This is a genomic window from Enterococcus sp. 5H (assembly GCF_028128615.1).
Taxonomy (GTDB): Bacteria; Bacillota; Bacilli; order Lactobacillales; family Enterococcaceae; genus Enterococcus_L.
The window spans coordinates 63371-88533 of the sequence record NZ_AMDP01000036.1; the positions used below are offsets into that span (position 1 = coordinate 63371).

The window sequence follows — 25163 nt, forward strand, 5'->3', positions numbered from 1 at the left end:
AACATTTTTTGTCCTTCTCTTTTTGTTTACTTAACGGTTAAATCTACCTCTACGGGACAATGGTCGCTCCCAGTAATTTCTGTATGAATTTTTGCATCGGTCAAAGCATCTTTCAGTCCATCTGAAACAACAAAATAATCAATTCTCCAGCCAGCATTATTTTTCCGTGCATTAAAACGATAACTCCACCAAGAGTAAACACCTTCTTGATCGGGATAAAAATAGCGGTAAGTATCTACAAATCCACTATCCAATAGGTCTGTAAATTTTTGACGTTCTTCTGGTGTAAACCCAGCATTTTTTTGATTCGTTTTCCAATTTTTTAAATCAATATTTTGGTGAGCAACATTTAAATCTCCGCAAAGAATCACTGGTTTTTCTTTGCTTAACGCTTTTAAATAATCGCGAAAGGCATCTTCCCAAGTCATGCGATAGTCCAAACGTTTTAACTCATTTTGAGAATTAGGCGTATAACAAGTAATCATGAAAAAATTTGGATATTCTAACGTGATTAAGCGGCCTTCTTGATCGTGTTCCTCTAAGCCCATCCCATAACGAACGCTTAAAGCTTCTTCTTTAGCAAAAATTGCTGTACCGGAGTAGCCTTTTTTTTCTGCATAATTCCAGTATTGATGATAACCAGGAAGCTCCAAATCGATTTGACCTGCTTGTAATTTTGTTTCTTGCAAACAGAAAAAATCTGCATCTAATTCATTAAAAACTTCCATAAAATTTTTCTTCACAACTGCTCGTAAGCCATTGACATTCCAAGATATACATTTCATTTATTCTTCACCTCGATTCTATTGTAACAAGAAATTGGCTGATTTCAACAAAGAAAGAACTTGGAATCAAAATTAGAGGCAAACGTTTTCTATTTTTTTACATCTGAGATATTTCCTGATATGCTGAACAAGTAGAAAAACGTTGAAATTGAACGTTTAACTGAAGGGGGATTTTTGATGAAAATAGGCGTCATTGGTTTAGGAAATATAGCTCAAAAAGCTTATTTGCCTGTATATGCTCAGTTTAGAAATAAAGCGACATTTGTTTTATCAACAAGAAATGAACAAACACGTAAAGAAATCAGTGGAAAATATGGATTTACAGAAACAACTGCAACAATCGATGAATTAATCCAAACAGGAATCTCTGCTTGTTTTGTTCATGTTGCAACAAAAGTTCACGGGCAAATTTTAAAGCAGTTGTTGGAAGCAGGGATTCATGTTTTTGTCGACAAACCTTTAAGCGAAAATTTAGCAGAAGTCAAAGAAATTCAAGAGTTGGCAGCAGCTAAAAATTTATTGCTGATGGTCGGTTTCAATCGAAGATTTGCGCCATTCGTAGATGAACTGAAAGCAGTTAAAGATAAGAATATGTTGTTAATTCAAAAAAATCGCATCGCAGCCAAAGAAACGACGGATTTTGTGATTTATGATTTATTTTTACATGTTGCTGATACCTTAGTTTATCTTTTAGACGAAAAAATTGGTCAAGTTCAGACTAAAATTGTAGAAGAAAACGGCTTATTACAAAGAGCACTAATCCAAGTTGAAACTGAAAAGATGACAGCAATTGCTTCGATGAATTTAATTTCTGGCGCAAATACAGAAACATACCAGCTAATGAGTCCGGAAGGTACGTTTACTTTAGAAAACTTAACTGAATTAACCATTCAAAATAATCAAGAGACAAAGTATAAAAGTTTTGGAGATTGGACAACAACATTAGAAAAAAGAGGGTTTCATCAAATGATAGAATCCTTTATTACCGCTCTTGAAACGAAGGATCACAGTATATTAAGACAAGACAATATTTATCTTAGCCATGAATTATGTGCCAAAATGATTCACCAGCATCAACAACATATTTTATAGACTCAGACTAGAAAGTTTTCTTTCGGCATGCTAGAATAGATTGGATGTTTGAAAGAGAGGAACGACTTTCGATGAATAAAATTGAAATGATAAACGAATTGAATGATATAACTTTACTATTTGATGAACCTTTAATGAATTTTACGTTTACAAAAACTGGTGGACCCGTAGATGTACTAGCTTTTCCAAAGTCTAAAGATGAAGTAGTACGCTTAGTTAATTATTGTCGTACAAATGAAATCCCGTGGCTTGTTTTGGGAAATGCTAGTAACTTGATTGTACGAGATGGCGGTATCCGCGGCATGGTTATCATGTTAGAAAAAATGGATCAGGTTTCAGTTCTAGGCGATCAAATAATTGTTGAAGCAGGAGCTAAATTAATAGACACAACTTATGTTGCTTTGGATCATGACTTAGCTGGGTTTGAGTTTGCTTGCGGGATTCCCGGAAGTATCGGCGGAGCTGTTTACATGAATGCTGGTGCGTATGGTGGCGAAATCAAAGATGTATTTGTTTCTGTAGATATTTTACTGGCAGACGGAACGATTCAAACACTTTCAAATGCTGATATGGATTTTTCTTATCGTCATAGTGTGATTCAAGAAATGCATTGCGTCGTACTCGAAGCTAGATTTGCTCTAATTAAAGGGAATCATAGTGAAATTAAAGCTAAAATGGATGAACTAACAGAATTGAGAGTGTCAAAACAACCATTAGAATATCCATCTTGCGGTAGTGTTTTTAAGCGACCAGAAGGACATTTTACTGGTAAGTTAATTCAAGATGCAGGCTTACAGGGATTAAAATGGGGCGGAGCACAAATTTCTGAAAAACATGCGGGCTTTATTGTCAATATCGATCACGCTACAGCGACTGATTATGTTGAACTGATTGCCCATATCCAAGAAGTGATTCAAGAAAAATTTGCTGTGGCGTTAGAAACAGAAGTTAGAATCATTGGTGAAGAACAATAACAAAAAGAACCTTTCAGCTCGAAAGGTTCTTTTTGTTAGCTATTCAGCGTTTGCTTGTAAATCTTCAATTTCAACAACTTTTAGATTTTTACGCTCTAAATTTTCCACGATTACCGCACATGTTTCTTCAGTCGTTTCTGCTGGTAAAGTGATCAATGTACGACGGATAAATTCATCTTCACCAATATCAAGTGTGATACAGCTGGCAATGCTGCTATGTTTAGCAATAATCTTAGTCATAGCGGCCAAATCACCTTGTCTGCCAGTCGTAGCAATCGTTAAAACATAACTGCCACGCTGGATATTCCAAGATTGAGCTAAGATATTTAATAAGGTACTGTGTGTTAGAATACCGTAAAAATGGTTACTCTCATCTAATACTGCAATATAAGGCAATTCTTTAATTGTAAAGAAGACCTTAAAGAATGATGTATTCACAAAAATGAATTTTGTTGCATTTTTTAATAAATAAGTCACTGGTAAACTCATATCGCCGCCGTTAGCTTTATGACGATAGATGTGCATTTTATAAATATTTCCTCTAAAAATCTTCCCTGATTCATCAAGAATAGGCACACAACGATAGCCTGAGTCTTCAAGAATTTTTAATGCCTCTTCTAAAGTGCAAGATTCATTAACAGTCGTCAGATTCTTCTTTTTAATAACAACGGATTTTAATAACATGGTCAGCCCCCCGTAGGTTAAATTCTTTTGTCATGCTTATAATAACATAAGTTGAATAAAAACCATAGTTTATTGAGTATCCATTGACATCTAGGGGAAAGAATGATAATGTTAGTTAGTAAATTTGTGAATAGAGGAGGTCGAACAATGGCAACAAAGAAATCAGCACTTGCTTGTTCAGTTTGTGGCTCCAGAAACTATTCTAAAGCCGTCAGTGAAGGCAAACGTGGAGAACGGTTAGAAATTAAAAAATTCTGTAAATACTGTCAAAAATACACGTTACATAAAGAGACGAAATAGATTATGGAGGTATTCAAATGAAATTTTTACGTAGCGTTGCCGCTGAGATGAAACAAGTTTCTTGGCCATCAAAAAAACAATTACGCAAAGATACGTTAGTTGTAATCGAAACATCAATTCTTTTTGCAGTACTATTCTTTGTAATGGATACAGCGATTCAAACTGTATTTGGCTGGATTCTTAAGTAATTCTGGCTAGTAATTTATTACAATTGGTGCTATAATTACAGGCGAGGAAAAACTTCGGGGGACTGAGGTTTTTTTATTTTCACAAAAAAACAAAACGAGTTTCGAGTATGCTTGAATCTCTTAATTTATTGTTCATAAAACTATTAAACTTAAGGAGTCGAATCAATCATGGAATCATTTGAAAAAAATTGGTATGTACTACATACATACTCTGGTTACGAAAACAAAGTCAAAGCGAATATTGAATCACGTGCACAAAGTATGGGAATGGGCGATTTTATTTTCCGCGTTGTTGTACCTGAAGAAACTGAAACAGAAGTTAAAAATGGTAAGTCAAAAGAAATCGTTCATAAAACTTTTCCTGGATATGTTTTAGTAGAAATGACGATGACAGATGATTCTTGGTACGTTGTTCGTAATACACCAGGCGTTACTGGTTTTGTCGGCTCACACGGAGCAGGAAGTAAGCCAGCACCGTTATTGCAAGAAGAAATTAACCATATCTTACGCTCAATTGGTATGAGTACTCGTCAATCTGATTTAGATGTTGCGTTAGGTGATACTGTTCGAATTATCGAAGGTGCTTTTTCTGGGTTAGAAGGAGAAGTTACCGAAGTTGATGACGAACGTCAAAAATTAAAAGTTAACATTGATATGTTTGGTCGTGAAACAAGTACAGAATTAGATTTTGAGCAAGTAGATACGATCTAAGTAGACCGTTAAACAGAAGCCTTTTTCACCAGTAAATTACGTGGACTTGCTTCTGTTTTGTTCTATAGTTAGAAGTAATAGGGCCGAAGCAAAATGGATCAAGTTTTGTTCGGTCTTTCTTATTTGAGTAAACAGGTTAAGGTGATTGAAATGAAAAAAAATAAAATGTATGTTCTAATTATTTTATGCGGATTGCTGATTGCGGGATGCTCAGGCAAAAAAACGGCTGAGATTAAGCAGCAAGAATTGTCTAAAGAGCCTACTTCTGAAATTCAAGAACGAAAATCAGCAATTCCAACTCTTTTTATTCATGGCTATGGTGGGGGTAGTAATTCTTTCGGTAATATGATAAATCGTTTAGAAAAAGACAATCTCACCAAAAAAGAACTTGTTTTAACTGTAAACGGGCAAGGAGAAATCCAATCCCAAGGGGCTTTAACCAAGCAGAAAGATAATCCTAGTATTCAAGTGCTTTTTGAAGAAAATAAAAGTAACGAATGGAATCAAGCTGAATGGATTAAAAATTGTTTGCAATTCATTCAAGATAATTATGAGGTAACTGAGGTTAATTTGGTCGGACATTCTATGGGTGGCGCTAGTTCGTTACGTTATTTGACGACTTTTGGCAATGATCCGAGTTTACCTAAGATTAATAAATTTGTTGCAATAGCAGCACCATTTAATAATTTTGTGGAATTACCGTCAGATGAATCTGTGGATAGCGTTATCGCCAACGGTCCTAGCATTCAAAGTGAGCGTTACGCAGATTATGTCTCTGGAATGGATCAGGTCACTAGTAATATGCAAGTACTGTTAATTGCTGGTGATGTAGAAGATAGTAGTTTGAGTGATGGTACTGTTCTTGTGACAGATGCACTAAGCGTTGTGTCCTTATTTAAAAATCATGGTAACCAAGTACAGGAGAAAATCTTCTATGGAAAATCGGCGCAGCATAGTCAGTTACATGAAAACACAGAAGTCGATCAATTAGTAGGTGACTTTTTATGGAGTCCTGTTGAAAGTAAATAAAAGAGAAAGTTTAAACAAAGGAGAGCATCATGAAAATCAGAATGAAAGATATTGCAAAAATGGCCAATGTATCTGAAGCTGCGGTTTCTTTAGTTTTAAATGATAAGCCTTCTAGAATCTCTGAAAAAAAGAAACAAGAAATCAAAGCAATCGCAAAAGAATTAAATTATGTGCCTAATATTGCAGCGCAAAGTTTAGCAAAAAAAGCCTCCAGAACCATTGGTGTTGTGATTCCTGATATTGAAAACCCATTTTTTTCAAAGCTTTGTAAGCAATTAGAAGAACGTTTTAGAGCCAGCGGTTATCTGACTATTATTGTGAACTCGAATGACGATTTTACTGTTGAAAAAAACTTAATTCAAATGCTAGTGAATCGTGGAGTAGATGGCTTAATTATTGCGTTATCCAATGAATCATTTTCGGTTGCGGAAGAACAAGAACGTTTTTTAAAAGAGCTTGATGCGACCTTTATTTTAGTTGATAGATATGTTGCTTTTGGAGAAGTTAACCAAGTTTATTTTGATAGTTTAGCTGGCGGGAAATTAGCCACAGAATATTTACTGCAAATGGGACATCGGGAAATTGCTTTTATGACAGGAGATCTCAATGTACCAAGTACCTTAGATAGAATTACAGGATATAAACAAGCTCTTGAAAACTATGGACTTGAAGTAAAAAACGACTATCTTATTGAAACTGGCTACCGTTTTAAAAATGGGATAGAGAAAGCTGCTGATCTTTTTGCTTTAAATAAAGTAACGGCTGTTGTTTCCGCAAATGATATGGTAGCATTCGGCATTTTAAAACAAGCAATAAAAAAAGAACGGAAAGTACCAGAAGTTTTGTCAATCATTGGTTATGACCGTTTAGAGATAGCTGATATTCTAGACACTTCTCTAGCAACAGTTGAGCAAGACATCACATTATTAGCAGAAAAAACCGTTTCATTGTTAAAAAATATCTTAGAGAAACCAACAAAGTTTCCTAAAAGAATAAGCTTAGAGCCGACTCTTTTTAAAGGAGACAGTGTAAAAAAATTAAATTAGGTATTGACTAATTTTAAATAAAGCGCTATCATTGCATGCAGATAGGTTAAGCGATTAATCGAAAATACTTTTTTATGTTGAAAAAGTATTTTTTTTACACATTTGGTAATGCGCTTAACCTGAGAAGGAGGAAGGAAAAATGTTAGAAAAAAAGAGACCAATTATCATTGATACAGACCCTGGAATTGACGATGCTGTTGCTTTATCTATCGCCTTAAATCATCCAGATTTAGATGTGAAGCTGCTAACGACTGTGGCTGGAAATGTAAACGTAACCAAGACAACTGAAAACACACTAAAACTTGTTTCATTTTTTGATAAACAAGTGCCTGTTGCAAAAGGCTGTGATAAGCCCTTATTAATTCAGCTTGAAGATTCTGCTGATATTCATGGTGAAAGCGGGATGGACGGCTATGATTTTCCACAAACTTTTTTGAAAACGCTTAATATGCATGCGGTTGAAGCGATGAAAGATTGCATTCTGAAAAGTACGGAACCAATTACCTTAGTTCCTATCGCTGCTTTGACTAATATCGCTTTACTTTTCAGTATGTATCCGGAAACAAAGCAAAATATCAAAGAAATTATCATGATGGGTGGCTCTTTATCCAGAGGGAATACCAATACCAGTGCTGAGTTTAATACCTATGTTGATCCGCATGCGGCTCAAATTGTATTCCAATCAGGGATTCCATTAACGATGGTTGGCTTGGATGTCACAAGCACAGCAGTGTTAACAAAAAATGAAACAGAACAAATCAAGGAATTTGGAAAAGTTGGTGAGATGTTTTATTCACTATTCCAGCATTATCGCGGAGGCAGTTTACAGACTGGTTTAAAAATGCACGATGTTTGCGCTATTGCGTATTTAACTGATCCGGGATTATTTACGGTACAGGAAACTTTTGTTGAAGTGGCATTAGACGGACCAGCTGCAGGAGCGACAGTTGCTGACTTGAAAATGAAATATCATGATACAACGAATGCGGTTGTTTGTTTAGATATCGATGTTCCAGCGTTCCAAAAATGGGTTGTTACAAATCTTGAAAAAATAAATTAAAAAGGAGTCTTACTATGATTGAGTCATTATTAGTGTTAGTGGTTTTAGCGGGGATTGCATATTTGATTATTAAAAATTATCATCCTGCGCTAAGTTTAATTACGGGAGCTTTGGTGTTATTGTTTTTCGCTGTTTTACTTGGTCATCCGCTTTATCCGGCTGGTGAAGGAACAGGTTTGGCATTTTTCGACATTTTCCTAAAATTTAAAGATACAATTATCGCTCAAGTCAGTTCAGCAGGAATTGTTATTATGATTTTATTTGGTTACTCAGGCTATATGAATGTGATCGGCGCGAATCAGGTAGCAGTAAATATTTTAGTGAAACCATTGCAAAAAATTAAATCCAAAGCATTATTTGTACCGCTAGTTTTTTTAATGGGGAATTTAATGTCATTAGTTGTTCCGAGTGCGTCAAGTTTAGCGATTATCTTGATGGCAATTTTATATCCAATGTTGGCAAGTATGGGGATTTCTTCTTTAACTGCAGCAGGTGTAATTGCTATGACAGCAACAATTATGCCTACACCATTAGGAGCAGATAACGTGATTGCTGCTCAAACGTTGGGATATGATTTATTAACGTATGTTGCATGGAATGCTAAAATTTCGATTCCAACATTGTTGATTATGGCGGTTGTGCATTATTTTTGGCAAAAATATTGTGACAAAAAAGAAGGCGATTCAGCTTTTATTACAATTGAAGATGATGGATTAGGCAAACAAGAAGAGTCAGATACACCGAAAATTTATGCGTTATTGCCATTATTACCGTTGATTTTGATCTTAGTTGTTGGGATTACTAGTATGTTTGTTAAAGGCATTCAAATGGATATATTTGTTTTGACTTTCATTTCATTTTTTATTGCAGTGGCGTTTGAAACGATTAGACATAGATCGTATAAAAAAATTCAAGATTCCGCAGCTGAAATGTTTAAAGGAATGGGACAAGGTTTTAGTCAAGTTGTGATGCTGGTTGTTGGTGGTTCGTTATTTACAACGGCAGTTCAATCATTAGGAATTATTGATAACTTGATGGCTTCTGTTGAGTCATCAGCTTCGGCTGGTTTAGTCACAACCTTAATTTTTAGTGGTGCTACTACATTATTTGGCATTTTAAGCGGCGGCGGTTTAGCAATGTTCTATGCAGTAATCGAATTAATTCCTGACATTGCAGCTAAAGCAGGTATTGATGGCATTTTGATTACTCTACCAATGCAAATGATTGCCAATTTAGCGAGAACTATTTCACCAGTAGCAGCGGTTGTCATGATTGTAGCTTCAACTGTGGGTGTTAGTCCGGTTCGGATTTTAAAAAGAACAAGTGTACCAACAATTATCGGGATTATCTGTGTTATAGTATTGTCCATTTTACTATTGCCATATTAAAAGCTGGTTGTTATGGAAAATCGGAGTTGAGGAAAAATGGAAATAACTCAGGCAAATAAAAAAATTATCGAAATAGATATCGAAAATCATAGATTATTAAAATTGGTAAATAAAAATCAAATTGTAGCAGTTGCTGTATTAGATAATGATAGTCAGAGAAATTTTACGATAAGAAGAATAGCCACCGAGCCAACTCATTTATCAAATGGTTATGCGTCACTATTGCTAGGTGATATAATAAACAAAGTAAAACAAAAAAAGGGGAAACATATTTATTCAAGTACAAACCACACAAACGTAAAAATGCAGAATTTTTTTAATAAGCATGGTTTTGAAAAAATTTCAGAATACACTGAAATTGAAAGAGAGCATCTGGGTTCTTTCTATAAGTATTTGAAGAAAATATAGGTAAGGAGAGTCCGCGATGAATAAAGTAGTAGTTTTAGGAAGTATCAATATGGATATGGTAATGGAAACAGAGCGATTACCTAAAGTAGGAGAGACCCTTCTAGGGGGAACCATTGACTATTATGTCGGTGGTAAAGGTGCCAATCAGGCAGTCGCGGCAGCTCGAATAGGTGCTGAAGTCTCGTTAGTAGGGAAAATCGGTGATGATACTTTTGGTTCAAAAGTCTATCAGCATTTAAAAAATGAAAAAATTAATATGACAGCTGTGACATCAGAGCAAAATATTTTTACGGGAGTGGCTTCTATTTTCAAACTCAAAGAAGATAATGCGATTGTTGTTTTGCCAGGAGCTAATATGTTGTTAAACGAAACGGATGAACTATTAAGTGAAAAAATTAATACAGGCGATGTACTTTTAACCCAGTTGGAGATCCCGTTAGAAACTGTAAAACGAGGTCTAGCTCTTGCCAAAAATAAAGGCGGGGTGACCATTTTAAATCCAGCACCCTACAATGAAAAAGTTATTGAGATGTTGCCGTTTGTCGATATTATTACACCAAATGAAACCGAATTTGAAGGTTTATTGGGTCATGAAATTTTAGATATAGACAAATTTGAAGATGAAATGTTAAATTGGGCTAAGCAAAATCAAACTCAGTTAATTGTAACTAGAGGAGCTTTTGGAATTTCTTACACGACCGAAAATGAGGTTATTACTATTCCTGCTAAAAAAGTAAATGTGGTTGACACAACCGGGGCAGGAGATACGTTTAATGGTATTTTGGCTGCTTGTATAACACAAGGCGTAGATATAGCTAAGGCTATAGCAATAGCAGGAAGCGGTGCGACACTTTCTGTGACAAAATTAGGAGCGCAAACAGGAATGCCGACGATGGCTGAGGTTGAGGCGTTTTAAATTAATAAAACTTAAAACACTACTTTTTTCTAGATTTAGCAAAAAAGTAGTGTTTTTTAATTATGCAGAAGTTGTTGAAGGATTCGTTTGATTATCTAATATTTCTTTCGCTAGCCGTTGGGCAGTTGGGGTAACTGCCAATCCGCCTTCTGCTGTTTCTTTAAAAATTTGCGGCATCTGGCGCCCAACCTGATACATTGCTGCGACAACTTCATCGGGTGGGATCACACTGCGAATGCCAGCTAATGCCATATCAGCGGAAATAAAGGCTTGAGACGAACCTAAAGCATTTCGTTTTACACAGGGAACTTCAACTAAACCAGCTACAGGATCACAGATTAAACCCATCATATTTTTTAAAGTAATAGCGATTGCTTGGGCTGCTTGATCCGCTGATCCGCCAGCTGCACAAACTAAAGCAGCACTTGCCATGGCACTTGCAGAGCCGACTTCTGCTTGACAGCCGCCTTCAGCACCGCTGATTGAAGAATTATTAGCAATCACTAGGCCGAATGCGCCAGCGGTAAATAAAAAGTCAAGTTGTTGTTCATGAGTTAACTGTAATTTTTCAATGGCAGCCATTAAAACTCCGGGAACAACCCCCGCGCTACCAGCAGTAGGCGTCGCACAAATTAATCCCATATTCGCATTTACTTCATTGACTGCTACAGCATTTCTAACAGCGGTCAAAATAGTTTCGCCGCTTAAAAAATTGCCAGCTTGAATATAGTCATTTAAACGAGTAGCATCGCCGCCAGTAATTCCTGTAACAGAAGTTACTCCATCAACGCCTTCGTTAATAGATTGCTTCATCACTGCAAGATTTCGCTCCATTGTTTCAATAATTCTTTCACGGCTATGTCCGTGATTTTCGATTTCGATTGCAATCATTAATTCAGCAACGGAAGGAAACTCAGCTGCTTGTTTTACTAGATCTTCTATAGAGAAAAACATATTCGTTTGCTCCTTTCGGATAATTTATCAGTCAAAATAATTTACACTGTAGATATGAGGTAATTGAACTAGATTCATGGTGATATCACCAATTTCAGCATGATCAATTTCAATAATCATAATGGCTTTCTCACCTTTTGACTCGCGTGTAACAGTCATTGTACCGATATTAATATTAGAGTTAGATAAAATATTCGTTACTTTAGCAATCATGCCTGGAACATCTTGATGTACGATAATAAAAGTCGGTGTTCCCATCGTTAAAGAAATTTTAAACCCATTTAGCTCAGAAATTTGAATGTTACCTCCGCCAATGGAAATACCGGTTACTGATAATTTTCGTTCACCTTTTGATACCAGCATTTTTACCGAATTCGGATGTTCTGCTTTTTCTTTTAAAGGAACAAACAAAACTTCCATATTTTGTTCATGAGCAATTTTTAAAGAATCAGCTAAACGTTCATCGTCAGGCTCCATATCGAGCAAGCCGCCCACTAAAGCAATATCTGTTCCATGACCGCGATACGTTTTAGCGAAAGATTCATACAAATAGATATCCACCGTATCCGGTTGCTCACCAAAAATACTTCGAACGATTTTCCCGATTCGAGCAGCTCCAGCAGTATGGGAACTACTAGGTCCAATCATCACTGGACCGATAATATCAAAGACACTTTTATAACGTAAATTTTCCATTTTCTTTCACCTATTTTCTTATTTAAAATCAGGATTTTTCTATCGAAAGTCTATCATAATTAGGCAAAAGAAACTAGAATCACAACAAAAATGTGAGGAAAATTTATCCTGTTCTCATTATGCATAGGCAAGAATCGACTTTTGACTGATAAAAGTATTGAAATTTTTCTGAGAGCAGAGTATACTATTTAAGTGTGCATTTTAGCGCATTCAAATTCTTTGATTCGTCAAAGAACGACGTGGGAGGAGAAATCTTCATCTCCAATTAACCACATCACGGACCCAAGGAGGTATGTCTCGTGGCAAAAAAAGTAGAAAAATTAGTTAAATTGCAAATTCCTGCAGGTAAAGCAACACCAGCTCCACCAGTAGGTCCAGCATTAGGTCAAGCGGGTATCAACATTATGGGATTCACTAAAGAATTCAACGCTCGTACAGCTGATCAAGCTGGTTTAATCATTCCAGTAGTAATTTCTGTATATGAAGACCGTTCATTTACATTTATTACAAAAACACCACCAGCTGCAGTATTATTGAAAAAAGCTGCTAAAATCGACAAAGGTTCTGGTGAGCCAAACAAAACTAAAGTAGCGAATGTTTCTAAAGATCAAGTGAAAGAAATCGCTGAACTTAAAATGGCAGACCTAAACGCAGCAGACGTTGAAGCGGCTATGCGCATGGTTGAAGGAACTGCACGAAGCATGGGTATCACTGTAGGATAATTTTATTCTAGAGATCCCTAAGAAGTAGCTTCTCAGTTTATTTCATATTCAAAGATATGAATTACGTGGGAGGTTCGACCGTTATAACCACAATCAAGGAGGAAACAAAATGGCTAAAAAAAGCAAAAAAATGCAAGATGCATTAAAAAAAGTTGAAGCAACAAAAGTATACCCTGTAGCAGAAGCAATCGCTTTGGCTAAAGATACAAATATTGCAAAATTCGACGCAACTGTTGAGGTTGCTTATCGTTTAAATGTAGATCCTAAAAAAGCGGACCAACAAATCCGTGGTGCTGTTGTATTACCTAACGGAACTGGTAAAACACAAAGCGTTTTAGTTTTCGCTAAAGGCGAAAAAGCAAAAGAAGCGGAAGCAGCTGGTGCTGATTTCGTAGGCGATGCTGATATGGTTAACAAAATTCAACAAGGCTGGTTCGGTTTTGATGTTGTAGTTGCAACACCAGACATGATGGCTGAAGTTGGTAAATTAGGTCGTGTGTTAGGTCCTAAAGGTTTAATGCCTAACCCTAAAACTGGTACTGTAACAATGGACGTAACAAAAGCTGTTAACGAAGTAAAAGCTGGTAAAGTAACTTACCGTGTTGACAAAGCTGGTAACATCCATGTACCAATTGGTAAAGTTTCATTTGATAATGAAAAATTACTAGAAAACTTCAATACAATCAACGATGTATTGTTGAAAGCTAAACCATCAGCAGCAAAAGGTCAATACATCAAAAACATTTCAGTTACAACAACATTTGGACCTGGAATCCACGTTGACCAAGCTTCTTTCTAATTTGAAAAGTGTAATAGACCGGTTAGGTTGTGAGAAACTTACTCAAAGATAGTTTTTATCTTTGAAGGAAGTTTATCTATTTTCCAAATAATATGGTCTATGGAACTAGATCAATAGAAAAGCTGGATGAACTCGTTCAGCATTGACAGAAAAATAGGAAATATTGAATGTGACGCTTTATAGTCACATCAGAATTTATCTTTTTTCCGAAATGCTAGTTCAGGAAGCTAGACAATGAGAAAAGCTGAATGATTTTAAAAATTATTCTTGACTCACTCACTTTCCTTGTGGTAAAGTGAGTGAGGTTAATAATTAACTGTACCGAAGACAGTAGGTGACGTAAGTCTTAATTTCCTACCGAGGACAATGATTGATGAGTATATCAATGGTCCCTCTATGTCAACGGTGGCATGGAGTTTTGTTGTTTTACACGACTTTTTGAAAAAAAGAGATGTAAAACAATACTTGGCGAACAAAGTGAGCGAAGTTTCATTCGATTCTTCTAACTGACATATCGTAAACCAAACAAACTCCACCATCACAATTCAGGAGGTGAAAATAAATGAGTGAAGCAGCAATCGCTAAAAAAGAAACCCTAGTTCAAGAAGCAACAGCTAAATTTGAAGCAGCAGCATCAGTCGTTATCGTTGACTACCGTGGTTTAACAGTAGAAGAAGTAACGAACTTACGTAAACAATTGCGTGATGCAAACGTTGAAATGAAAGTTATCAAAAATTCTATTCTTTCACGTGCAGCTAAAAAAGCAGGTCTTGAAGGTTTAGATGAAGTATTTACTGGTCCAACTGCTATAGCTTTCAGTAATGAAGACGTAGTAGCTCCAGCTAAAATCATCGACGAATTTGCGAAAGATGCGAAAGCATTGGAAATCAAAGGTGGCGTAATCGAAGGTAAAGTTTCTTCTATTGAAGAAATTACAGCTTTGGCAAAACTACCAAGCCGCGATGGTTTACTTTCTATGCTATTATCTGTATTACAAGCGCCAGTCAGAAACGTGGCTTACGCTGTCAAAGCAGTGGCAGAGAAACAAGAAGAAGTTGCTTAATTGCAATCTGATTCAAACATATTACTAAATACTAAAAAAACAATTTTAATTTAAATGGAGGAAATTCAAATGGCATTAAACATTGAAAACATCATTGCTGAACTAGAAACAGCAACTATCTTAGAATTAAGCGAATTAGTTAAAGCTATCGAAGAAAAATTTGACGTATCAGCAGCAGCTCCTGTAGCAGCAGCTGGACCAGCAGCGGGTGGCGCAGCAGAAGAACAAACTGAATTCACTGTAGAATTAACTGCAGCTGGAGATCAAAAAGTTAAAGTTATCAAAGCAGTTCGTGAAGCAACTGGTCTTGGCTTGAAAGAAGCTAAAGCTGTAGTTGATGGCGCTCCTGCACCAGTTAAAGAAGGCGCATCTAAAGAAGAAGCTGAAGCATTAAAAGCTACTTTAGAAGAAGTTGGCGCTTCTGTAACATTAAAATAATAGACTTAACTGTCTTTGGACGTTTAATCCGTTGTATATCAAGGGGTTAGGCGTTTTTATTTTATGTATTTTGTCTTTATTATACGTTTTAAAAGCTTATATTTGTTCACTTTTTTGTTTTTATAAATTTGCTAAGTACATTCTAATTTCCAATTAATCTTTAAACAATCTAGATAAAGTACTGAGTGATTTTAGAAGTATTTCTTATTTCAAGAGAAACCTTAGTTTTATTAGCAGTAAAACTAAAGAAAAAATCTAATGACAAACATAAAACAAATGTCTATCATTAGATTTATATATAACGTATGTCGCAGCGACTTGATTTAATTCTTATTAATAACTATGATTGTTATGGTGTAATATTAGCGTCAATTACATTATAAAAAGCATTAGGTGTATCCGCGATATCCCAAACAGCTAAAATTACGTGGTACCCAGAACGATCACTCGGGATGTTAACTTTATGAACTTCGTTGATAACTGGAAGGCTACCATCATGGCTGACTTCTGAAATTTTTTCAAAAGATTCGCGAGAGAGAGGTTCGTTTGGATTCCATCCGTTTTTTGTAATGTAATAGTGCCATTTTGTCGTGCGGTGTACAGCTGTATAGTGCCATCTGATATCAAGATTACCAGTACTTATGTCTTGTTTTGTCCATCTATTTTCAGATTGGTCATCTAAAACAAAATCACCAATTTGACCTAATCCACCTTCAGCAGAAGCAATTCTGCCATCTCTAGGACCTCTTTCAGGGAATCCTTTTAAATACTCAAGCGACTGTGGATTAGAAATTACATTTCCATAAATAGCATGTGCTTGCACCCAACCTAATCTTTGGTTATCCAAATAACCTTGATAGCCGCGACTAATTGGAGAACTTACATATCCGTGGGCTGAGGCTTGTTTTGGGGTAAATAAAACACATAGTGAAACGAGCGTGATAACAAGAACAACAGAAAAACGACTTTTTTTCGTAATCATAAATTTCCTCCTGATTTTTATGGTTTCGCTTTCATTTTCTGAATTACTTTTTATTATACCGCCTTTCAGTTTTAGTAAATGTTATAGCGCTATATCATTTATTAAACTATAACATGAAACAAATAGAGTATAAGTGTCAAAGTAGGCTAGTAAGTAGAAAAGAATGATTATTATGACATTTCTAAATTTGTTATAATTAAATTTTATAAGGAGATTTACATTTATCGCTTGTGTTGTAGTTGGGTAAAATGTTTAGATAGTTTTAGAGTAAAAAGTATCTGAGAAAGAGATGATATAATTGAACTACGAAATTTTAATGAGAGACGATCCAGAGTGGTTAGCTACAGCAGAAACTATCAATAATGCAGATTGGAAAGCAGCAAAATATTTAGCTAAAAAAATGCGTACTGGAAAATTTACGGATTGGGAAGGTATTGTAGTTGCGAAGGATGAAGATACAATTGTCGGGTTTTGTTCTTTTGTTAAAAAAGATATTGTGGATTCAATCAATTACACCCCGTATATAGCCATTGTATATGTGGATCCGAATTACAGAGGACGCAAAATTAGCAAAGAATTAGTGATGATTTCAGAAAAGCAATTGAGGAGAATTGGCTTTCATGAAGTTTATATCGTTACTCAGCATGTGGGCTTATATGAAAAATGGGGATACGAGCAAATAGATCAATCAACAGACACTTTTGGTAGACCGATGAGGGTGTTACGGAAATTCTTATAAAAAGTTGTATAGTAAGAATTAAAAAAAACGAACGTAATCTTCTCTATAAGGTAAGCGTGTTAATTGCGTTTTTTGTTTACGTATGTTTGAATTTATAGCTGTTTGTCTTATCTCAATAACAATATAAAGTGGTTCAAAGAATACCCCAATTTGACAAAATTGTCGATCAGGGTATTTTTTTACAGAAAAACACAAGGAAACTTCACAATTCTCATTTATAGTAAATACATCAGGAAAAATAATTTTAAGAGGTGGATAATATGAGTTTATTAAAATCAGCAGTAAAATATAAAGCAGCAAAATCAGTAACAAATAAAGTTGTAGGTGACGGCTTATTATCTTCAGTAATTGCCGCAGATATGGTAAAAAAGAGTAACGCAAGAGGTAGACGCAAAAAAGCAGAAAGAAAAGCTAGAAGTTAGCCGGATTTGTGGGGATGTCTGTTTACAAATATTTAACTCCATGATATATTTAATGTCCTTAATAAATAAAAAAAACACCCAAACGAGCGATGCAACCTTCCCCAAGATTTTTTATGCTCAATAGGTGTTTTTTTATTTTCTTATAGAAGTGTAAATTAAAATGAATAAAAACACAAATAATAAGCTGAAAGGCTTGTTTTTAAGAGTGTAGTGTAACACACGTTATTATTTATTGGTAATAAAAACACAATTAATACTACATGTTGTAAACCTTTTCTCTTTTTATAAACGTTATTAAATATGACTCATTGATAAATGTGATATATCACAAACATCGACCGATGATGTTTTTTAAAGATTGTAAAACGACTGGTGTTCTTATGCTGTTTTTGTAGAATAAGGACACGAAATAATTAATCTGAAAATAAAGTCGGTATTTTTGTTTACTAAAAAGCTCTAACATAAAGCAATGTATAAAAACGCTCATCTTTTCGCAAACGTATTGAAAAAATTATTTAGATTTTTGAAGAGCGTTAACATAGAATTCATAATGATTTGTAATAGTATACTCGTGTTAACTGAAACACCAGCTAATGCTATCTTTTATAAGAAGGCAGTATTAGTTGGTGTTTTATAATTGGTTATTCAAATGAGGTACTTAGTTACAAAAAAATGTATAAGCAATTAACATTTGCGTATAGTCCGGTATCTTCGCTACACCAGTTTCCCAATCCTTCACAATTTTTATCGGGATATTGTAAGTAATGGCAAATTTTGTCTGACTCATTTCAGAGGATTCTCGCATCTCTTCTATCGACATTTTAGATAAATTATAGATATTAAGTAGGATATCACCTAAATTGTTTTTCTCATCAAAATCATCCATCCATTCTTGCCAGCCATGTTTTGAAGTATACATCTCAAAATTCTCGTATTCTAAAGCTTCTTGGTATAAAATTGCAAATAATTTAAAATCCATAGGTTCAACTCCATTGTTTAATTAGTATTTTTAGTGCAACATGATATTCATATTTTGTAAAGTGTTTTCTGTTAATAAATTAATTTTTTTAGATAAAACAAAAAAATGGATGATTAAAATCAAAGTTATTGCATATCCTTCGCATAAAAATAAATAATCTGATAGCATAAGTTAGTAATTATTTTATTATTTTGAAGGAGGCCATATTATGTATTGGTTATGGGTATTAATCGTCGGTGGCGTTATTGGAGCTATTGCCGGAGCAATTACAAGTAAAGGTAAATCAATGGGTATTATTTTTAATATTATTGCAGGTCTGATTGGATCATCAATTGGTCAAGCTCTTCTAGGAAGTTGGGGTCCTCAATTAGCTGGAATGGCATTGATTCCGTCAATTATTGGAGCAGTTATTTTAGTTGCAGTTGTATCATTTTTCGTAGGTAAGAAATAAGTAAGTTTAAACAGAGCAAGAGGATAAAATCATTGAATTGATGACTTTATCCTCTTTTTTTATTTTCTAGTCAATTTTACGACTACTTCACAGCGAGCGGTTTGTGGGAACATATCGACCGATTGTAAGTATTTTACATCAAAAACTTTTGCCAAATCGACTAAATCTTTGGCAAGTGTAGAAACATTACAAGAAATATAAACCATCTTTTTCGGAGGCTGCTTTAAAATTGCTTTTAAGAGCTTTTGATCTAAACCAGTTCTTGGTGGATCAACAATGATTGCATCGGGTTTAAAACCACTCTGAAGCCATTTAGGTAAAAGTTCTTCGGCTGTACCAACTTCGTAATGAGTATTGTTTACACCTAATCGTTCAGCATTCATTTTTGCATCTTCAATGGCAGCTGGAATGATATCCATTCCGCGTACTTCTTTCGCTTGTTTAGCGATACTCAAACCGATTGTACCAACGCCGCAATACGCATCTACAACTGTTTCGTTTGCTTTAATATCCAATGCTTTAATTGCTTGATTGTATAAAACTTCTGTTTGTTCAGGGTTTAGTTGGAAAAAAGCTCGTGGTGATAAATCAAATGTTACTTCATTGATTTTTTCTTCAATACTCTCTTTGCCCCAAACATGGTTGGTTTCATCACCCATTACTATAGAAGTACGTTTGTTTTGAACGTTTTGCATAATAGAGACAACTTCTGGAAGTAACTGATTAATTTCATCTACTAAAGCTCTTTTTTGTGGAAACTTAGCTGATTGTGTAATAAAAACAACTTGGACTTCTTTGGTTTTTATCCCAACTCGAACCATTAATGTACGGAAAATTCCACTATTTTTGCGCTCATTATAAATAGGTAGCTGATATTTATTTAAGAGCTCTACAAGTGTATTCATCACTTTTGTTGTAGCTGGTTGCTGCACAAGACAATCAGTAATAGGAACTAAATGGTGAGAGTCAGCTTGGTATAATCCGGCTTCAATTTCGCCGTCAATTTTGCGTAATTGAAATTGTGCTTTATTTCGGTAGTTCCACGGATTTTTCATACCCATGGTTGGAAGTAATTGGTATTTTTCAAAATTTTTAGGTTTGAATTTTGTCAACGCTTGTTTGAGTAAGTCTTTTTTGAAAACTAGTTGAGATGGATAGGCTAAATGCTGTAATTGGCAACCACCGCAAGTTTCATAGACTGGACAAGGCGGTATCACTCGTTCAGGTGCCGATTTGTTAATTTTTGTCAACTCTCCTTCGACAAAGCGTGGAGAAACTTTTGTTATTTTTACAGAAATATCTTCTTTAGGTAACGCACCTGGGACGAAAACAATAGTTTTTTTATAGTAGCCAATACCTTCACCATTGATTCCTAAACGCTTTATTTTTAAAGAAATATTTTGTCCTTCTTTTAATAGTTGTGTGGTCATGATTTCATCCTTTTGTTTCATAATTTTATCAATAATTAAATTAGCACATCTTTAACTTCATCTTATTTTAGCATAATTTGGCTAGTTTAGCTTCTGTCATTTATATGTTATAGTAGAATATATGTTCTCACTAGAAAGGCGGAGAGAGATGGAAACAATCACGAAAATTACCAAGGATAAAGGACAGTTTTATCTTATCTGGCTGTCTTCAGGGGAAAAATTACGTGTATCAGAAGATACCTTAGTTCGTCAGCGTTTATTAAAAGATCAAGAATTAACCGAAGAGATGATAGAAAAAATCAAAAAAGCTGGGTCATATGATGTTGGTTTGCAATTATCTTTGAATTATTTAAGTTATCAGCTACGTTCAAAAAAAGAGATTTTGGACTATTTAAAAGAAAAAGAAATTTTACCAGAAGATCGCAAGAAAATTGTGTTTCGCTTAGAAGAAATGAATCTTTTGGATGATAAAACATATAGTGAAAGTTACGTAAGAACACTTGTAAGGACGAGTGATAAAGGTCCTAAGATGATTGAACAACAACTTAAAAGAAAAGGTTTAAATGACGAAGATATCCAACATGGTTTGGTTCTATATACGATGGAAGAGCAGATTGAAGTGGCCAAAGCAGGAGGAGCAAAAGCCATGAAACGTTATCGAGCTAAAAGCTTTAACGATGCTTTACAGAAAGTTCAGATGCATCTGATGCAAAAAGGGTTTAATCGAGAAGTTATTGATTTGGCATTAGAAGAACTATCCTTTGAAAAGGACGAAGATCAGGAATTAGAGGCAATCAAAAAAGAAGGGGACAAATTATGGGAAAGAAACCGTAAATTAGAGCCAGCTAAACGACGACTAAAAGTTAAACAAAGCTTATATCAAAAACGTTTTGATTTGGATTCGATCCAGCAATACATTAACGAAAAGGAATTAGAAGATGAAGAATGAAAAAAATTGGGAGACCTGGAATGATGATAAGCTGCATGCGTTTCAGGAAGATTTTATTGTTTGGTATGAACAAGAAAAAAGGAATTTACCGTGGCGGGTTAATTTAGATCCATATCGTATTTGGATTTCGGAAATTATGTTACAACAGACACGTGTGGATACTGTAATCGATTATTATTATCGATTTATGGAGTGGTTTCCTACGATTCAAGATTTAGCAGATGCTCCCGAAGATAAGTTGTTAAAAGCTTGGGAAGGTCTGGGATATTATTCTAGAGCAAGAAATTTGAAAGTTGCTGCTCAGCAGATTGTGACTGATTTTAATGGGCAGATGCCAAACTCGATTGATGAAATCCGCCAATTAAAAGGAATTGGACCTTATACAGCAGGTGCTATTGGGAGTATTGCCTTTAATTTGCCTGAGCCGGCTGTTGATGGAAATGTGATGCGGGTTGTTAGTCGTTTATTTGAAATCGATGCAGATATTGCGAAAGCTGGTAGCCGTAAAGTGTTTGAAGAAGCGATGTATAAGATTATCGATCAAAAACGTCCAGGTGATTTTAATCAAGCGATGATGGATCTTGGTTCAGCGATCTGTACACCTACTTCACCCAAGTGCGAAGAATGTCCGATTCAGTCGTATTGCTTAAGTTATGAAAAAAATACGATGACCAATTTTCCGGTGAAATCGAAGAAGCTAAAACCAAAAGATGTCTATTATATTGGTGGTATCATGGAAAATAAACAACAAGAATTTTTACTGGAAAAACGTGATTCTAAAGGATTACTAGCAAATATGTGGCTGTTTCCAATCGAAGAAGTCAGTAAAGAGCGCTTTGAATTTTTACAAAAAACTTGGGTAAAAGAAGAACAGCAGCTAACACTTGATTTTGAAGAACCACTTTTAGTTGCAGAAGAAAATTCAGAAATTTTTGAAGGTTATACAAATGTAGTTTGGCAAAAACGCTCGCTAGGTGAAGTTACTCATATTTTCAGTCACTTAAAATGGCATATTCTGGTTTTCTATGGTCGTCAAACTGGATTAATAGAGCAAAAAAATAATCAAAATTGGGCAATGAAAGAAGATTTTTCGAATTATGTTTTTCCAAAACCTCAGCAAAAAATGGTCGAATTATACAAACAAGATTTTAAAACAGAAAAATAATTTTTTAGTGCGAACCCCAAGTGCACATAAAATTCCTAGAAGATTCGGACCAGCTTTTTGCTTATTTTAGCTGAAAAACAGGACTTTTTCTCATTTTAATTTAATGTTATACTATACTAAGTAGTGAAATGGTAAAAATATGTAATGTATTTTGCTCATTTTCACAGTCTAGTTCTGTTTAGAGCTAGTGGATTGAAATGCTGCTTCCTGATCCTGATTCTAAAATTGCTTGGGTCTAGCTCTGTTTAGAGAGCTAGACTTTTCCCACTTCTTACATAAAACTTTTACTAATCGCAACCAGTGTTAACAAGCTCTTTTAAAAATATATTTCTTCTTGATCTGAGAAATCAAACTCCTTAGTATGCAAAGTTGAAAATTATGATATAATTGAACTGATATCGGTGTAATGAACACCCAAACGAAAATCTTTTAGTTTTTAGCAACAGATTTTTTCGTACTAGGGAAAGTTGGGGGACTATGGCAATTCCAAAAGAAGGTGAATTTGTAACGATTCAAAGTTACAAACACGATGGACATTTGCATCGAACATGGCGTGATACCATGGTATTAAAAACAAGTGAGTATTCCTTAATTGGCGTAAACGATCATACTTTGGTGACAGAGTCTGATGGACGACGATGGGTTACTCGGGAGCCAGCTATTGTTTATTTTCATAAAAAATACTGGTTTAACATAATAGCGATGATTAGAGAAAAGGGGGTTTCTTATTACTGCAATCTGGCGTCACCGTATCTTTTAGATGATGAAGCATTAAAGTATATTGATTATGACTTGGATATCAAAGTTTTTCCTGATGGCGAAAAACGTTTGCTTGACGTAGATGAATATGAATTTCATAGCAAACTGATGAATTATCCAGAAGACATTGACTTTATTCTAAAAGAAAATGTGAAGACGTTAGTAGATTGGATTAATAATGAAAAAGGCCCGTTCTCTGAAGCTTATGTAGATATCTGGTATCAACGCTACCAAGAGCTATCAAAGAAATAGCCGATGCAGGAGTATAAAAAAACTGAGCACTAACAAATTATGTTAGTGTTCAGTTTTTTGTTTATAAAGATTTATTCATTTGATAATGTTCGATATTGGCATCAAGGAACATGTCCCCTTCTTTAATATAGCCAAGTTTTTCATAAAAGCCTAGAGCTGATATTTGTGCTCCTAGCGTAATTGATTGGTAGCCATGTTTTTTTGCAAAAGTTTCTGCATCTTCGACAATCAGACGACCGTAATCTTTACCTCTATATTTTTTTTGAACAGCCATTCTTTGCAGTTTAATAGCTCCCTCATCGAGAGGTAACAGTCGACACGTTGCAACAGCTTCGTTGTCATCTGAATATAAAACGCAATGGATACAGTCAGCTTCGTGTTTATCAATTTCAATATCATTAGGGACACCTTGTTCTGAAACAAAAACTTGTTGGCGGATTCGAACAGAATCTAAATAAATGTCACTCATTGTATCTTTTGTATGAACAATTTTCATTTAGCACCTCTACAATAATTATTTTATTTATTATACCTTAAAATTGAGGATGAAAGAAGCGTAAACAGTCGTCTGATGCTATAGTAAGAATAAGCGAATTTTCACAAAATTGTCTGATCGAAACTATTCAATCAGAAATAAGGAGTGTGGCTAATGAAGAAAAAGATTTACTTAGGTGCAGGATTTGTAACTGCATCCATAATTGGTATAGGTATTTTATCAAGCTTAACCCCACGTCCGGTTATAACATTTGCCAGAAAAACACTATTTAAAATCCCTAAAGACACTCGTGAAAAAGAATATGAAGATGGAAATGTCCATGTATATGTAAATGAAAGCTATCATTCGAAGTATCAAAATAACTTTTTTGATATTTACATTCCCAAAAAGCCCTTAGCTGAAAAGCCTTTTATTGCTTGGATTCACGGTGGCGGTTTTGTCGGTGGTGATAAGTTGGAGGAAAAAGAATATGCAACAAAATTAGCCGAAAAAGGTTATACAGTTGCAGTAATGAATTATGCTCTGGTTCCAGAGACAAATTATCCGATTCCAGTGATTCAGGCAGCAGAATTTATTAAATATTTAATGGAGCATGCAGAAAAATATTCTGTTAATCGTAATAATATATTTATAGCTGGTGATTCTGCCGGGGCACACATTGCAAGTCAATTGATTTTGGCGCAAATAAATGAAAAATATAGACAATCACTAGGTATTGAAAAAGTGATTTCGATTCAACAAATTAGAGGCACACTTTTATATTGTGGAGCCTATGATTTACCTGAAATTGTTAATAATCATGAGATCACGCCAGTAAAATATATATTTAATAAAATCGGCTGGGCTTATTCAAAGGATAAAAATTGGGGGCTAGCTGAATCAACAAAAAATACGATAGTTTCAGATTTTATTACAAAAGAATTTCCAGCAGCTTATATTACAGATGGTAATAGTTTTTCATTTGAAGAGCAAGGGAAACTGTTAGCAAAAAAATTAAATTCTCAAAATGTTCCAGTCAGTCAAAGATTTTTTGACAAATCAGAATATAAAACAGCTCACGAGTATCAATTTGATCTAAAAAAGGAACCTGGAAAAATAGCTTTTCAAGATACAATAAACTTTTTGGAAAAATATCGGAAAAAGGCAAATAGCTCAAGGAACTAAGAATTGAAGGCTTTATAAAATTAATTTACTAATTTTAGCAGAAGTTACTACCATCTAGCGGTTGGGTTATGCTAAAATCTATAATAAGCATTTACTATAAAAAACAAAAATAACAGGGATTG

The 25163-nt window shown here is 34.8% G+C and carries 29 protein-coding genes, 1 pseudogene and 1 other annotated feature; of the genes and pseudogenes, 22 read left to right on the top strand and 8 right to left on the bottom strand.

Annotated elements, in window-relative coordinates; translation table 11 throughout:
- Window positions 1–26: 26 nt before the first annotated feature.
- Window positions 27–785 (bottom strand): exodeoxyribonuclease III, encoded by a 759-nt coding sequence (locus C240_RS12180; RefSeq protein ID WP_271496020.1) that lies wholly within the window; start codon window positions 783–785, stop codon window positions 27–29.
- 177 nt (window positions 786–962) lie between these two features.
- Here C240_RS12180 and C240_RS12185 point away from each other — a divergent pair, with 177 nt between their 5' ends.
- Window positions 963–1877: a Gfo/Idh/MocA family protein gene (locus C240_RS12185; protein ID WP_271496022.1), complete on the top strand. Its 915-nt coding sequence runs from the start codon at window positions 963–965 to the stop codon at window positions 1875–1877.
- Between the two features lie 71 nt (window positions 1878–1948).
- Window positions 1949–2851 (top strand): UDP-N-acetylmuramate dehydrogenase, encoded by a 903-nt coding sequence (gene murB, locus C240_RS12190; protein WP_271496024.1) that lies wholly within the window; start codon window positions 1949–1951, stop codon window positions 2849–2851.
- A 39-nt stretch (window positions 2852–2890) separates the two neighbouring features.
- Here the strand turns inward: murB and cbpA are convergent, their stop codons facing one another.
- Window positions 2891–3535, bottom strand: coding sequence for a cyclic di-AMP binding protein CbpA (gene cbpA, locus C240_RS12195; RefSeq protein WP_271496026.1), 645 nt, complete (start codon window positions 3533–3535; stop codon window positions 2891–2893).
- A gap of 147 nt (window positions 3536–3682) precedes the next feature.
- On the opposite strand from cbpA, the gene rpmG reads away from it, so the two are divergent.
- From rpmG to rbsK, 9 genes are all read left to right on the top strand, one after another.
- Window positions 3683–3835 carry a 50S ribosomal protein L33 gene (gene rpmG / locus C240_RS12200; protein ID WP_069633969.1) on the top strand — a complete coding sequence of 51 codons (153 nt, stop codon included), beginning with the start codon at window positions 3683–3685 and terminating at the stop codon, window positions 3833–3835.
- A 17-nt stretch (window positions 3836–3852) separates the two neighbouring features.
- On the top strand, window positions 3853–4023 hold the full coding sequence (gene secE, locus C240_RS12205; RefSeq protein ID WP_271496030.1) for a preprotein translocase subunit SecE: 171 nt from the start codon (window positions 3853–3855) through the stop codon (window positions 4021–4023).
- Window positions 4024–4191: 168 nt separating this feature from the next.
- Window positions 4192–4734, top strand: a complete 543-nt coding sequence (nusG, locus tag C240_RS12210) for a transcription termination/antitermination protein NusG (RefSeq protein ID WP_271496032.1) — start codon at window positions 4192–4194, stop codon at window positions 4732–4734.
- Between the two features lie 93 nt (window positions 4735–4827).
- Window positions 4828–5763 (top strand): alpha/beta fold hydrolase, encoded by a 936-nt coding sequence (locus C240_RS12215; protein WP_271496034.1) that lies wholly within the window; start codon window positions 4828–4830, stop codon window positions 5761–5763.
- A gap of 29 nt (window positions 5764–5792) precedes the next feature.
- A complete protein-coding gene (locus C240_RS12220; RefSeq protein ID WP_271496036.1) occupies window positions 5793–6809 on the top strand; it encodes a LacI family DNA-binding transcriptional regulator in 1017 nt (338 codons plus the stop codon).
- Between the two features lie 139 nt (window positions 6810–6948).
- Window positions 6949–7869, top strand: coding sequence for a ribonucleoside hydrolase RihC (gene rihC / locus C240_RS12225; protein ID WP_271496038.1), 921 nt, complete (start codon window positions 6949–6951; stop codon window positions 7867–7869).
- Window positions 7870–7883: 14 nt separating this feature from the next.
- Window positions 7884–9257, top strand: a complete 1374-nt coding sequence (dcuC, locus tag C240_RS12230; protein WP_271496040.1) for a C4-dicarboxylate transporter DcuC — start codon at window positions 7884–7886, stop codon at window positions 9255–9257.
- 36 nt (window positions 9258–9293) lie between these two features.
- Window positions 9294–9665: a GNAT family N-acetyltransferase gene (locus C240_RS12235; protein ID WP_271496042.1), complete on the top strand. Its 372-nt coding sequence runs from the start codon at window positions 9294–9296 to the stop codon at window positions 9663–9665.
- Between the two features lie 16 nt (window positions 9666–9681).
- Window positions 9682–10581, top strand: coding sequence for a ribokinase (gene rbsK / locus C240_RS12240; protein WP_271496043.1), 900 nt, complete (start codon window positions 9682–9684; stop codon window positions 10579–10581).
- Between the two features lie 60 nt (window positions 10582–10641).
- Here the strand turns inward: rbsK and sdaAA are convergent, their stop codons facing one another.
- On the bottom strand, window positions 10642–11535 hold the full coding sequence (gene sdaAA / locus C240_RS12245) for an L-serine ammonia-lyase, iron-sulfur-dependent, subunit alpha (protein ID WP_271496045.1): 894 nt from the start codon (window positions 11533–11535) through the stop codon (window positions 10642–10644).
- A 27-nt stretch (window positions 11536–11562) separates the two neighbouring features.
- Window positions 11563–12231: an L-serine ammonia-lyase, iron-sulfur-dependent subunit beta gene (gene sdaAB, locus C240_RS12250; protein ID WP_271496047.1), complete on the bottom strand. Its 669-nt coding sequence runs from the start codon at window positions 12229–12231 to the stop codon at window positions 11563–11565.
- 299 nt (window positions 12232–12530) lie between these two features.
- Here sdaAB and rplK point away from each other — a divergent pair, with 299 nt between their 5' ends.
- From rplK to rplL, 4 genes are all read left to right on the top strand, one after another.
- Window positions 12531–12953, top strand: coding sequence for a 50S ribosomal protein L11 (gene rplK, locus C240_RS12255; RefSeq protein WP_271496049.1), 423 nt, complete (start codon window positions 12531–12533; stop codon window positions 12951–12953).
- A 109-nt stretch (window positions 12954–13062) separates the two neighbouring features.
- Window positions 13063–13752 carry a 50S ribosomal protein L1 gene (gene rplA, locus C240_RS12260; RefSeq protein WP_271496051.1) on the top strand — a complete coding sequence of 230 codons (690 nt, stop codon included), beginning with the start codon at window positions 13063–13065 and terminating at the stop codon, window positions 13750–13752.
- Between the two features lie 303 nt (window positions 13753–14055).
- Window positions 14056–14184 (top strand) — a sequence feature (ribosomal protein L10 leader region).
- A 130-nt stretch (window positions 14185–14314) separates the two neighbouring features.
- The gene (rplJ, locus tag C240_RS12265; protein ID WP_271496053.1) at window positions 14315–14815 is read left to right on the top strand and encodes a 50S ribosomal protein L10; all 501 of its coding nucleotides are present in this window, start codon (window positions 14315–14317) and stop codon (window positions 14813–14815) included.
- A gap of 69 nt (window positions 14816–14884) precedes the next feature.
- Window positions 14885–15253 (top strand): 50S ribosomal protein L7/L12, encoded by a 369-nt coding sequence (gene rplL, locus C240_RS12270; RefSeq protein ID WP_271496055.1) that lies wholly within the window; start codon window positions 14885–14887, stop codon window positions 15251–15253.
- A 355-nt stretch (window positions 15254–15608) separates the two neighbouring features.
- Here rplL and C240_RS12275 read toward each other — a convergent pair.
- Window positions 15609–16235: pseudogene (locus C240_RS12275) on the bottom strand (lytic polysaccharide monooxygenase auxiliary activity family 9 protein); the annotation flags it as partial.
- Between the two features lie 298 nt (window positions 16236–16533).
- On the opposite strand from C240_RS12275, the gene C240_RS12280 reads away from it, so the two are divergent.
- Window positions 16534–16974, top strand: coding sequence for a GNAT family N-acetyltransferase (locus C240_RS12280; protein ID WP_271496059.1), 441 nt, complete (start codon window positions 16534–16536; stop codon window positions 16972–16974).
- 260 nt (window positions 16975–17234) lie between these two features.
- The gene (locus tag C240_RS12285) at window positions 17235–17396 is read left to right on the top strand and encodes a hypothetical protein (RefSeq protein ID WP_271496061.1); all 162 of its coding nucleotides are present in this window, start codon (window positions 17235–17237) and stop codon (window positions 17394–17396) included.
- Window positions 17397–18054: 658 nt separating this feature from the next.
- Here the strand turns inward: C240_RS12285 and C240_RS12290 are convergent.
- The gene (locus C240_RS12290) at window positions 18055–18375 is read right to left on the bottom strand and encodes a helix-turn-helix domain-containing protein (RefSeq protein ID WP_271496062.1); all 321 of its coding nucleotides are present in this window, start codon (window positions 18373–18375) and stop codon (window positions 18055–18057) included.
- A gap of 208 nt (window positions 18376–18583) precedes the next feature.
- Between C240_RS12290 and C240_RS12295 the strand changes: the two genes are divergently transcribed.
- Window positions 18584–18826, top strand: coding sequence for a GlsB/YeaQ/YmgE family stress response membrane protein (locus C240_RS12295; RefSeq protein WP_271496064.1), 243 nt, complete (start codon window positions 18584–18586; stop codon window positions 18824–18826).
- A 59-nt stretch (window positions 18827–18885) separates the two neighbouring features.
- On the opposite strand, the gene rlmD is transcribed toward C240_RS12295, so the two are convergent.
- Entirely contained in the window at window positions 18886–20256 is a 1371-nt protein-coding gene (rlmD, locus tag C240_RS12300; RefSeq protein ID WP_271496089.1) for a 23S rRNA (uracil(1939)-C(5))-methyltransferase RlmD, read from the bottom strand.
- 148 nt (window positions 20257–20404) lie between these two features.
- Here rlmD and recX point away from each other — a divergent pair, with 148 nt between their 5' ends.
- From recX to bph, 3 genes are all read left to right on the top strand, one after another.
- The gene (recX, locus tag C240_RS12305) at window positions 20405–21205 is read left to right on the top strand and encodes a recombination regulator RecX (RefSeq protein ID WP_271496091.1); all 801 of its coding nucleotides are present in this window, start codon (window positions 20405–20407) and stop codon (window positions 21203–21205) included.
- Window positions 21195–22370, top strand: a complete 1176-nt coding sequence (gene mutY / locus C240_RS12310; RefSeq protein WP_271496093.1) for an A/G-specific adenine glycosylase — start codon at window positions 21195–21197, stop codon at window positions 22368–22370. The genes recX and mutY overlap by 11 nt, the downstream gene beginning before the upstream one ends.
- Window positions 22371–22847: 477 nt before the next feature.
- Window positions 22848–23381 carry a biofilm phosphatase Bph gene (bph, locus tag C240_RS12315; RefSeq protein WP_271496095.1) on the top strand — a complete coding sequence of 178 codons (534 nt, stop codon included), beginning with the start codon at window positions 22848–22850 and terminating at the stop codon, window positions 23379–23381.
- Window positions 23382–23442: 61 nt separating this feature from the next.
- On the opposite strand, the gene C240_RS12320 is transcribed toward bph, so the two are convergent.
- Entirely contained in the window at window positions 23443–23877 is a 435-nt protein-coding gene (locus C240_RS12320; RefSeq protein ID WP_271496097.1) for a GNAT family N-acetyltransferase, read from the bottom strand.
- Window positions 23878–24030: 153 nt separating this feature from the next.
- Between C240_RS12320 and C240_RS12325 the strand changes: the two genes are divergently transcribed.
- Complete coding sequence (locus C240_RS12325) at window positions 24031–25041, top strand: alpha/beta hydrolase (protein ID WP_271496098.1); 1011 nt, start codon at window positions 24031–24033, stop codon at window positions 25039–25041.
- The last annotated feature ends 122 nt before the right edge of the window (window positions 25042–25163 follow it).

What these genes read in the sequence shown, in the direction of transcription:
- cbpA (WP_271496026.1), bottom strand. Translation starts at nt 3,535, where the DNA reads ATGTTATTAAAATCCGTTGTTATTAAAAAGAAGAATCTGACGACTGTT.
- C240_RS12180 (WP_271496020.1), bottom strand. Translation starts at nt 785, where the DNA reads ATGAAATGTATATCTTGGAATGTCAATGGCTTACGAGCAGTTGTGAAG.
- bph (WP_271496095.1), top strand. Translation starts at nt 22,848, where the DNA reads ATGGCAATTCCAAAAGAAGGTGAATTTGTAACGATTCAAAGTTACAAA.
- C240_RS12220 (WP_271496036.1), top strand. Translation starts at nt 5,793, where the DNA reads ATGAAAATCAGAATGAAAGATATTGCAAAAATGGCCAATGTATCTGAA.
- nusG (WP_271496032.1), top strand. Translation starts at nt 4,192, where the DNA reads ATGGAATCATTTGAAAAAAATTGGTATGTACTACATACATACTCTGGT.
- C240_RS12325 (WP_271496098.1), top strand. Translation starts at nt 24,031, where the DNA reads ATGAAGAAAAAGATTTACTTAGGTGCAGGATTTGTAACTGCATCCATA.
- C240_RS12295 (WP_271496064.1), top strand. Translation starts at nt 18,584, where the DNA reads ATGTATTGGTTATGGGTATTAATCGTCGGTGGCGTTATTGGAGCTATT.
- mutY (WP_271496093.1), top strand. Translation starts at nt 21,195, where the DNA reads ATGAAGAATGAAAAAAATTGGGAGACCTGGAATGATGATAAGCTGCAT.
- rbsK (WP_271496043.1), top strand. Translation starts at nt 9,682, where the DNA reads ATGAATAAAGTAGTAGTTTTAGGAAGTATCAATATGGATATGGTAATG.
- dcuC (WP_271496040.1), top strand. Translation starts at nt 7,884, where the DNA reads ATGATTGAGTCATTATTAGTGTTAGTGGTTTTAGCGGGGATTGCATAT.
- rplL (WP_271496055.1), top strand. Translation starts at nt 14,885, where the DNA reads ATGGCATTAAACATTGAAAACATCATTGCTGAACTAGAAACAGCAACT.
- sdaAB (WP_271496047.1), bottom strand. Translation starts at nt 12,231, where the DNA reads ATGGAAAATTTACGTTATAAAAGTGTCTTTGATATTATCGGTCCAGTG.
- C240_RS12235 (WP_271496042.1), top strand. Translation starts at nt 9,294, where the DNA reads ATGGAAATAACTCAGGCAAATAAAAAAATTATCGAAATAGATATCGAA.
- rpmG (WP_069633969.1), top strand. Translation starts at nt 3,683, where the DNA reads ATGGCAACAAAGAAATCAGCACTTGCTTGTTCAGTTTGTGGCTCCAGA.
- rplA (WP_271496051.1), top strand. Translation starts at nt 13,063, where the DNA reads ATGGCTAAAAAAAGCAAAAAAATGCAAGATGCATTAAAAAAAGTTGAA.
- rlmD (WP_271496089.1), bottom strand. Translation starts at nt 20,256, where the DNA reads ATGACCACACAACTATTAAAAGAAGGACAAAATATTTCTTTAAAAATA.
- C240_RS12320 (WP_271496097.1), bottom strand. Translation starts at nt 23,877, where the DNA reads ATGAAAATTGTTCATACAAAAGATACAATGAGTGACATTTATTTAGAT.
- C240_RS12215 (WP_271496034.1), top strand. Translation starts at nt 4,828, where the DNA reads ATGGATCAAGTTTTGTTCGGTCTTTCTTATTTGAGTAAACAGGTTAAG.
- sdaAA (WP_271496045.1), bottom strand. Translation starts at nt 11,535, where the DNA reads ATGTTTTTCTCTATAGAAGATCTAGTAAAACAAGCAGCTGAGTTTCCT.
- recX (WP_271496091.1), top strand. Translation starts at nt 20,405, where the DNA reads ATGGAAACAATCACGAAAATTACCAAGGATAAAGGACAGTTTTATCTT.
- C240_RS12185 (WP_271496022.1), top strand. Translation starts at nt 963, where the DNA reads ATGAAAATAGGCGTCATTGGTTTAGGAAATATAGCTCAAAAAGCTTAT.
- C240_RS12285 (WP_271496061.1), top strand. Translation starts at nt 17,235, where the DNA reads ATGAGTTTATTAAAATCAGCAGTAAAATATAAAGCAGCAAAATCAGTA.
- C240_RS12290 (WP_271496062.1), bottom strand. Translation starts at nt 18,375, where the DNA reads ATGGATTTTAAATTATTTGCAATTTTATACCAAGAAGCTTTAGAATAC.
- rihC (WP_271496038.1), top strand. Translation starts at nt 6,949, where the DNA reads ATGTTAGAAAAAAAGAGACCAATTATCATTGATACAGACCCTGGAATT.
- secE (WP_271496030.1), top strand. Translation starts at nt 3,853, where the DNA reads ATGAAATTTTTACGTAGCGTTGCCGCTGAGATGAAACAAGTTTCTTGG.
- rplJ (WP_271496053.1), top strand. Translation starts at nt 14,315, where the DNA reads ATGAGTGAAGCAGCAATCGCTAAAAAAGAAACCCTAGTTCAAGAAGCA.
- murB (WP_271496024.1), top strand. Translation starts at nt 1,949, where the DNA reads ATGAATAAAATTGAAATGATAAACGAATTGAATGATATAACTTTACTA.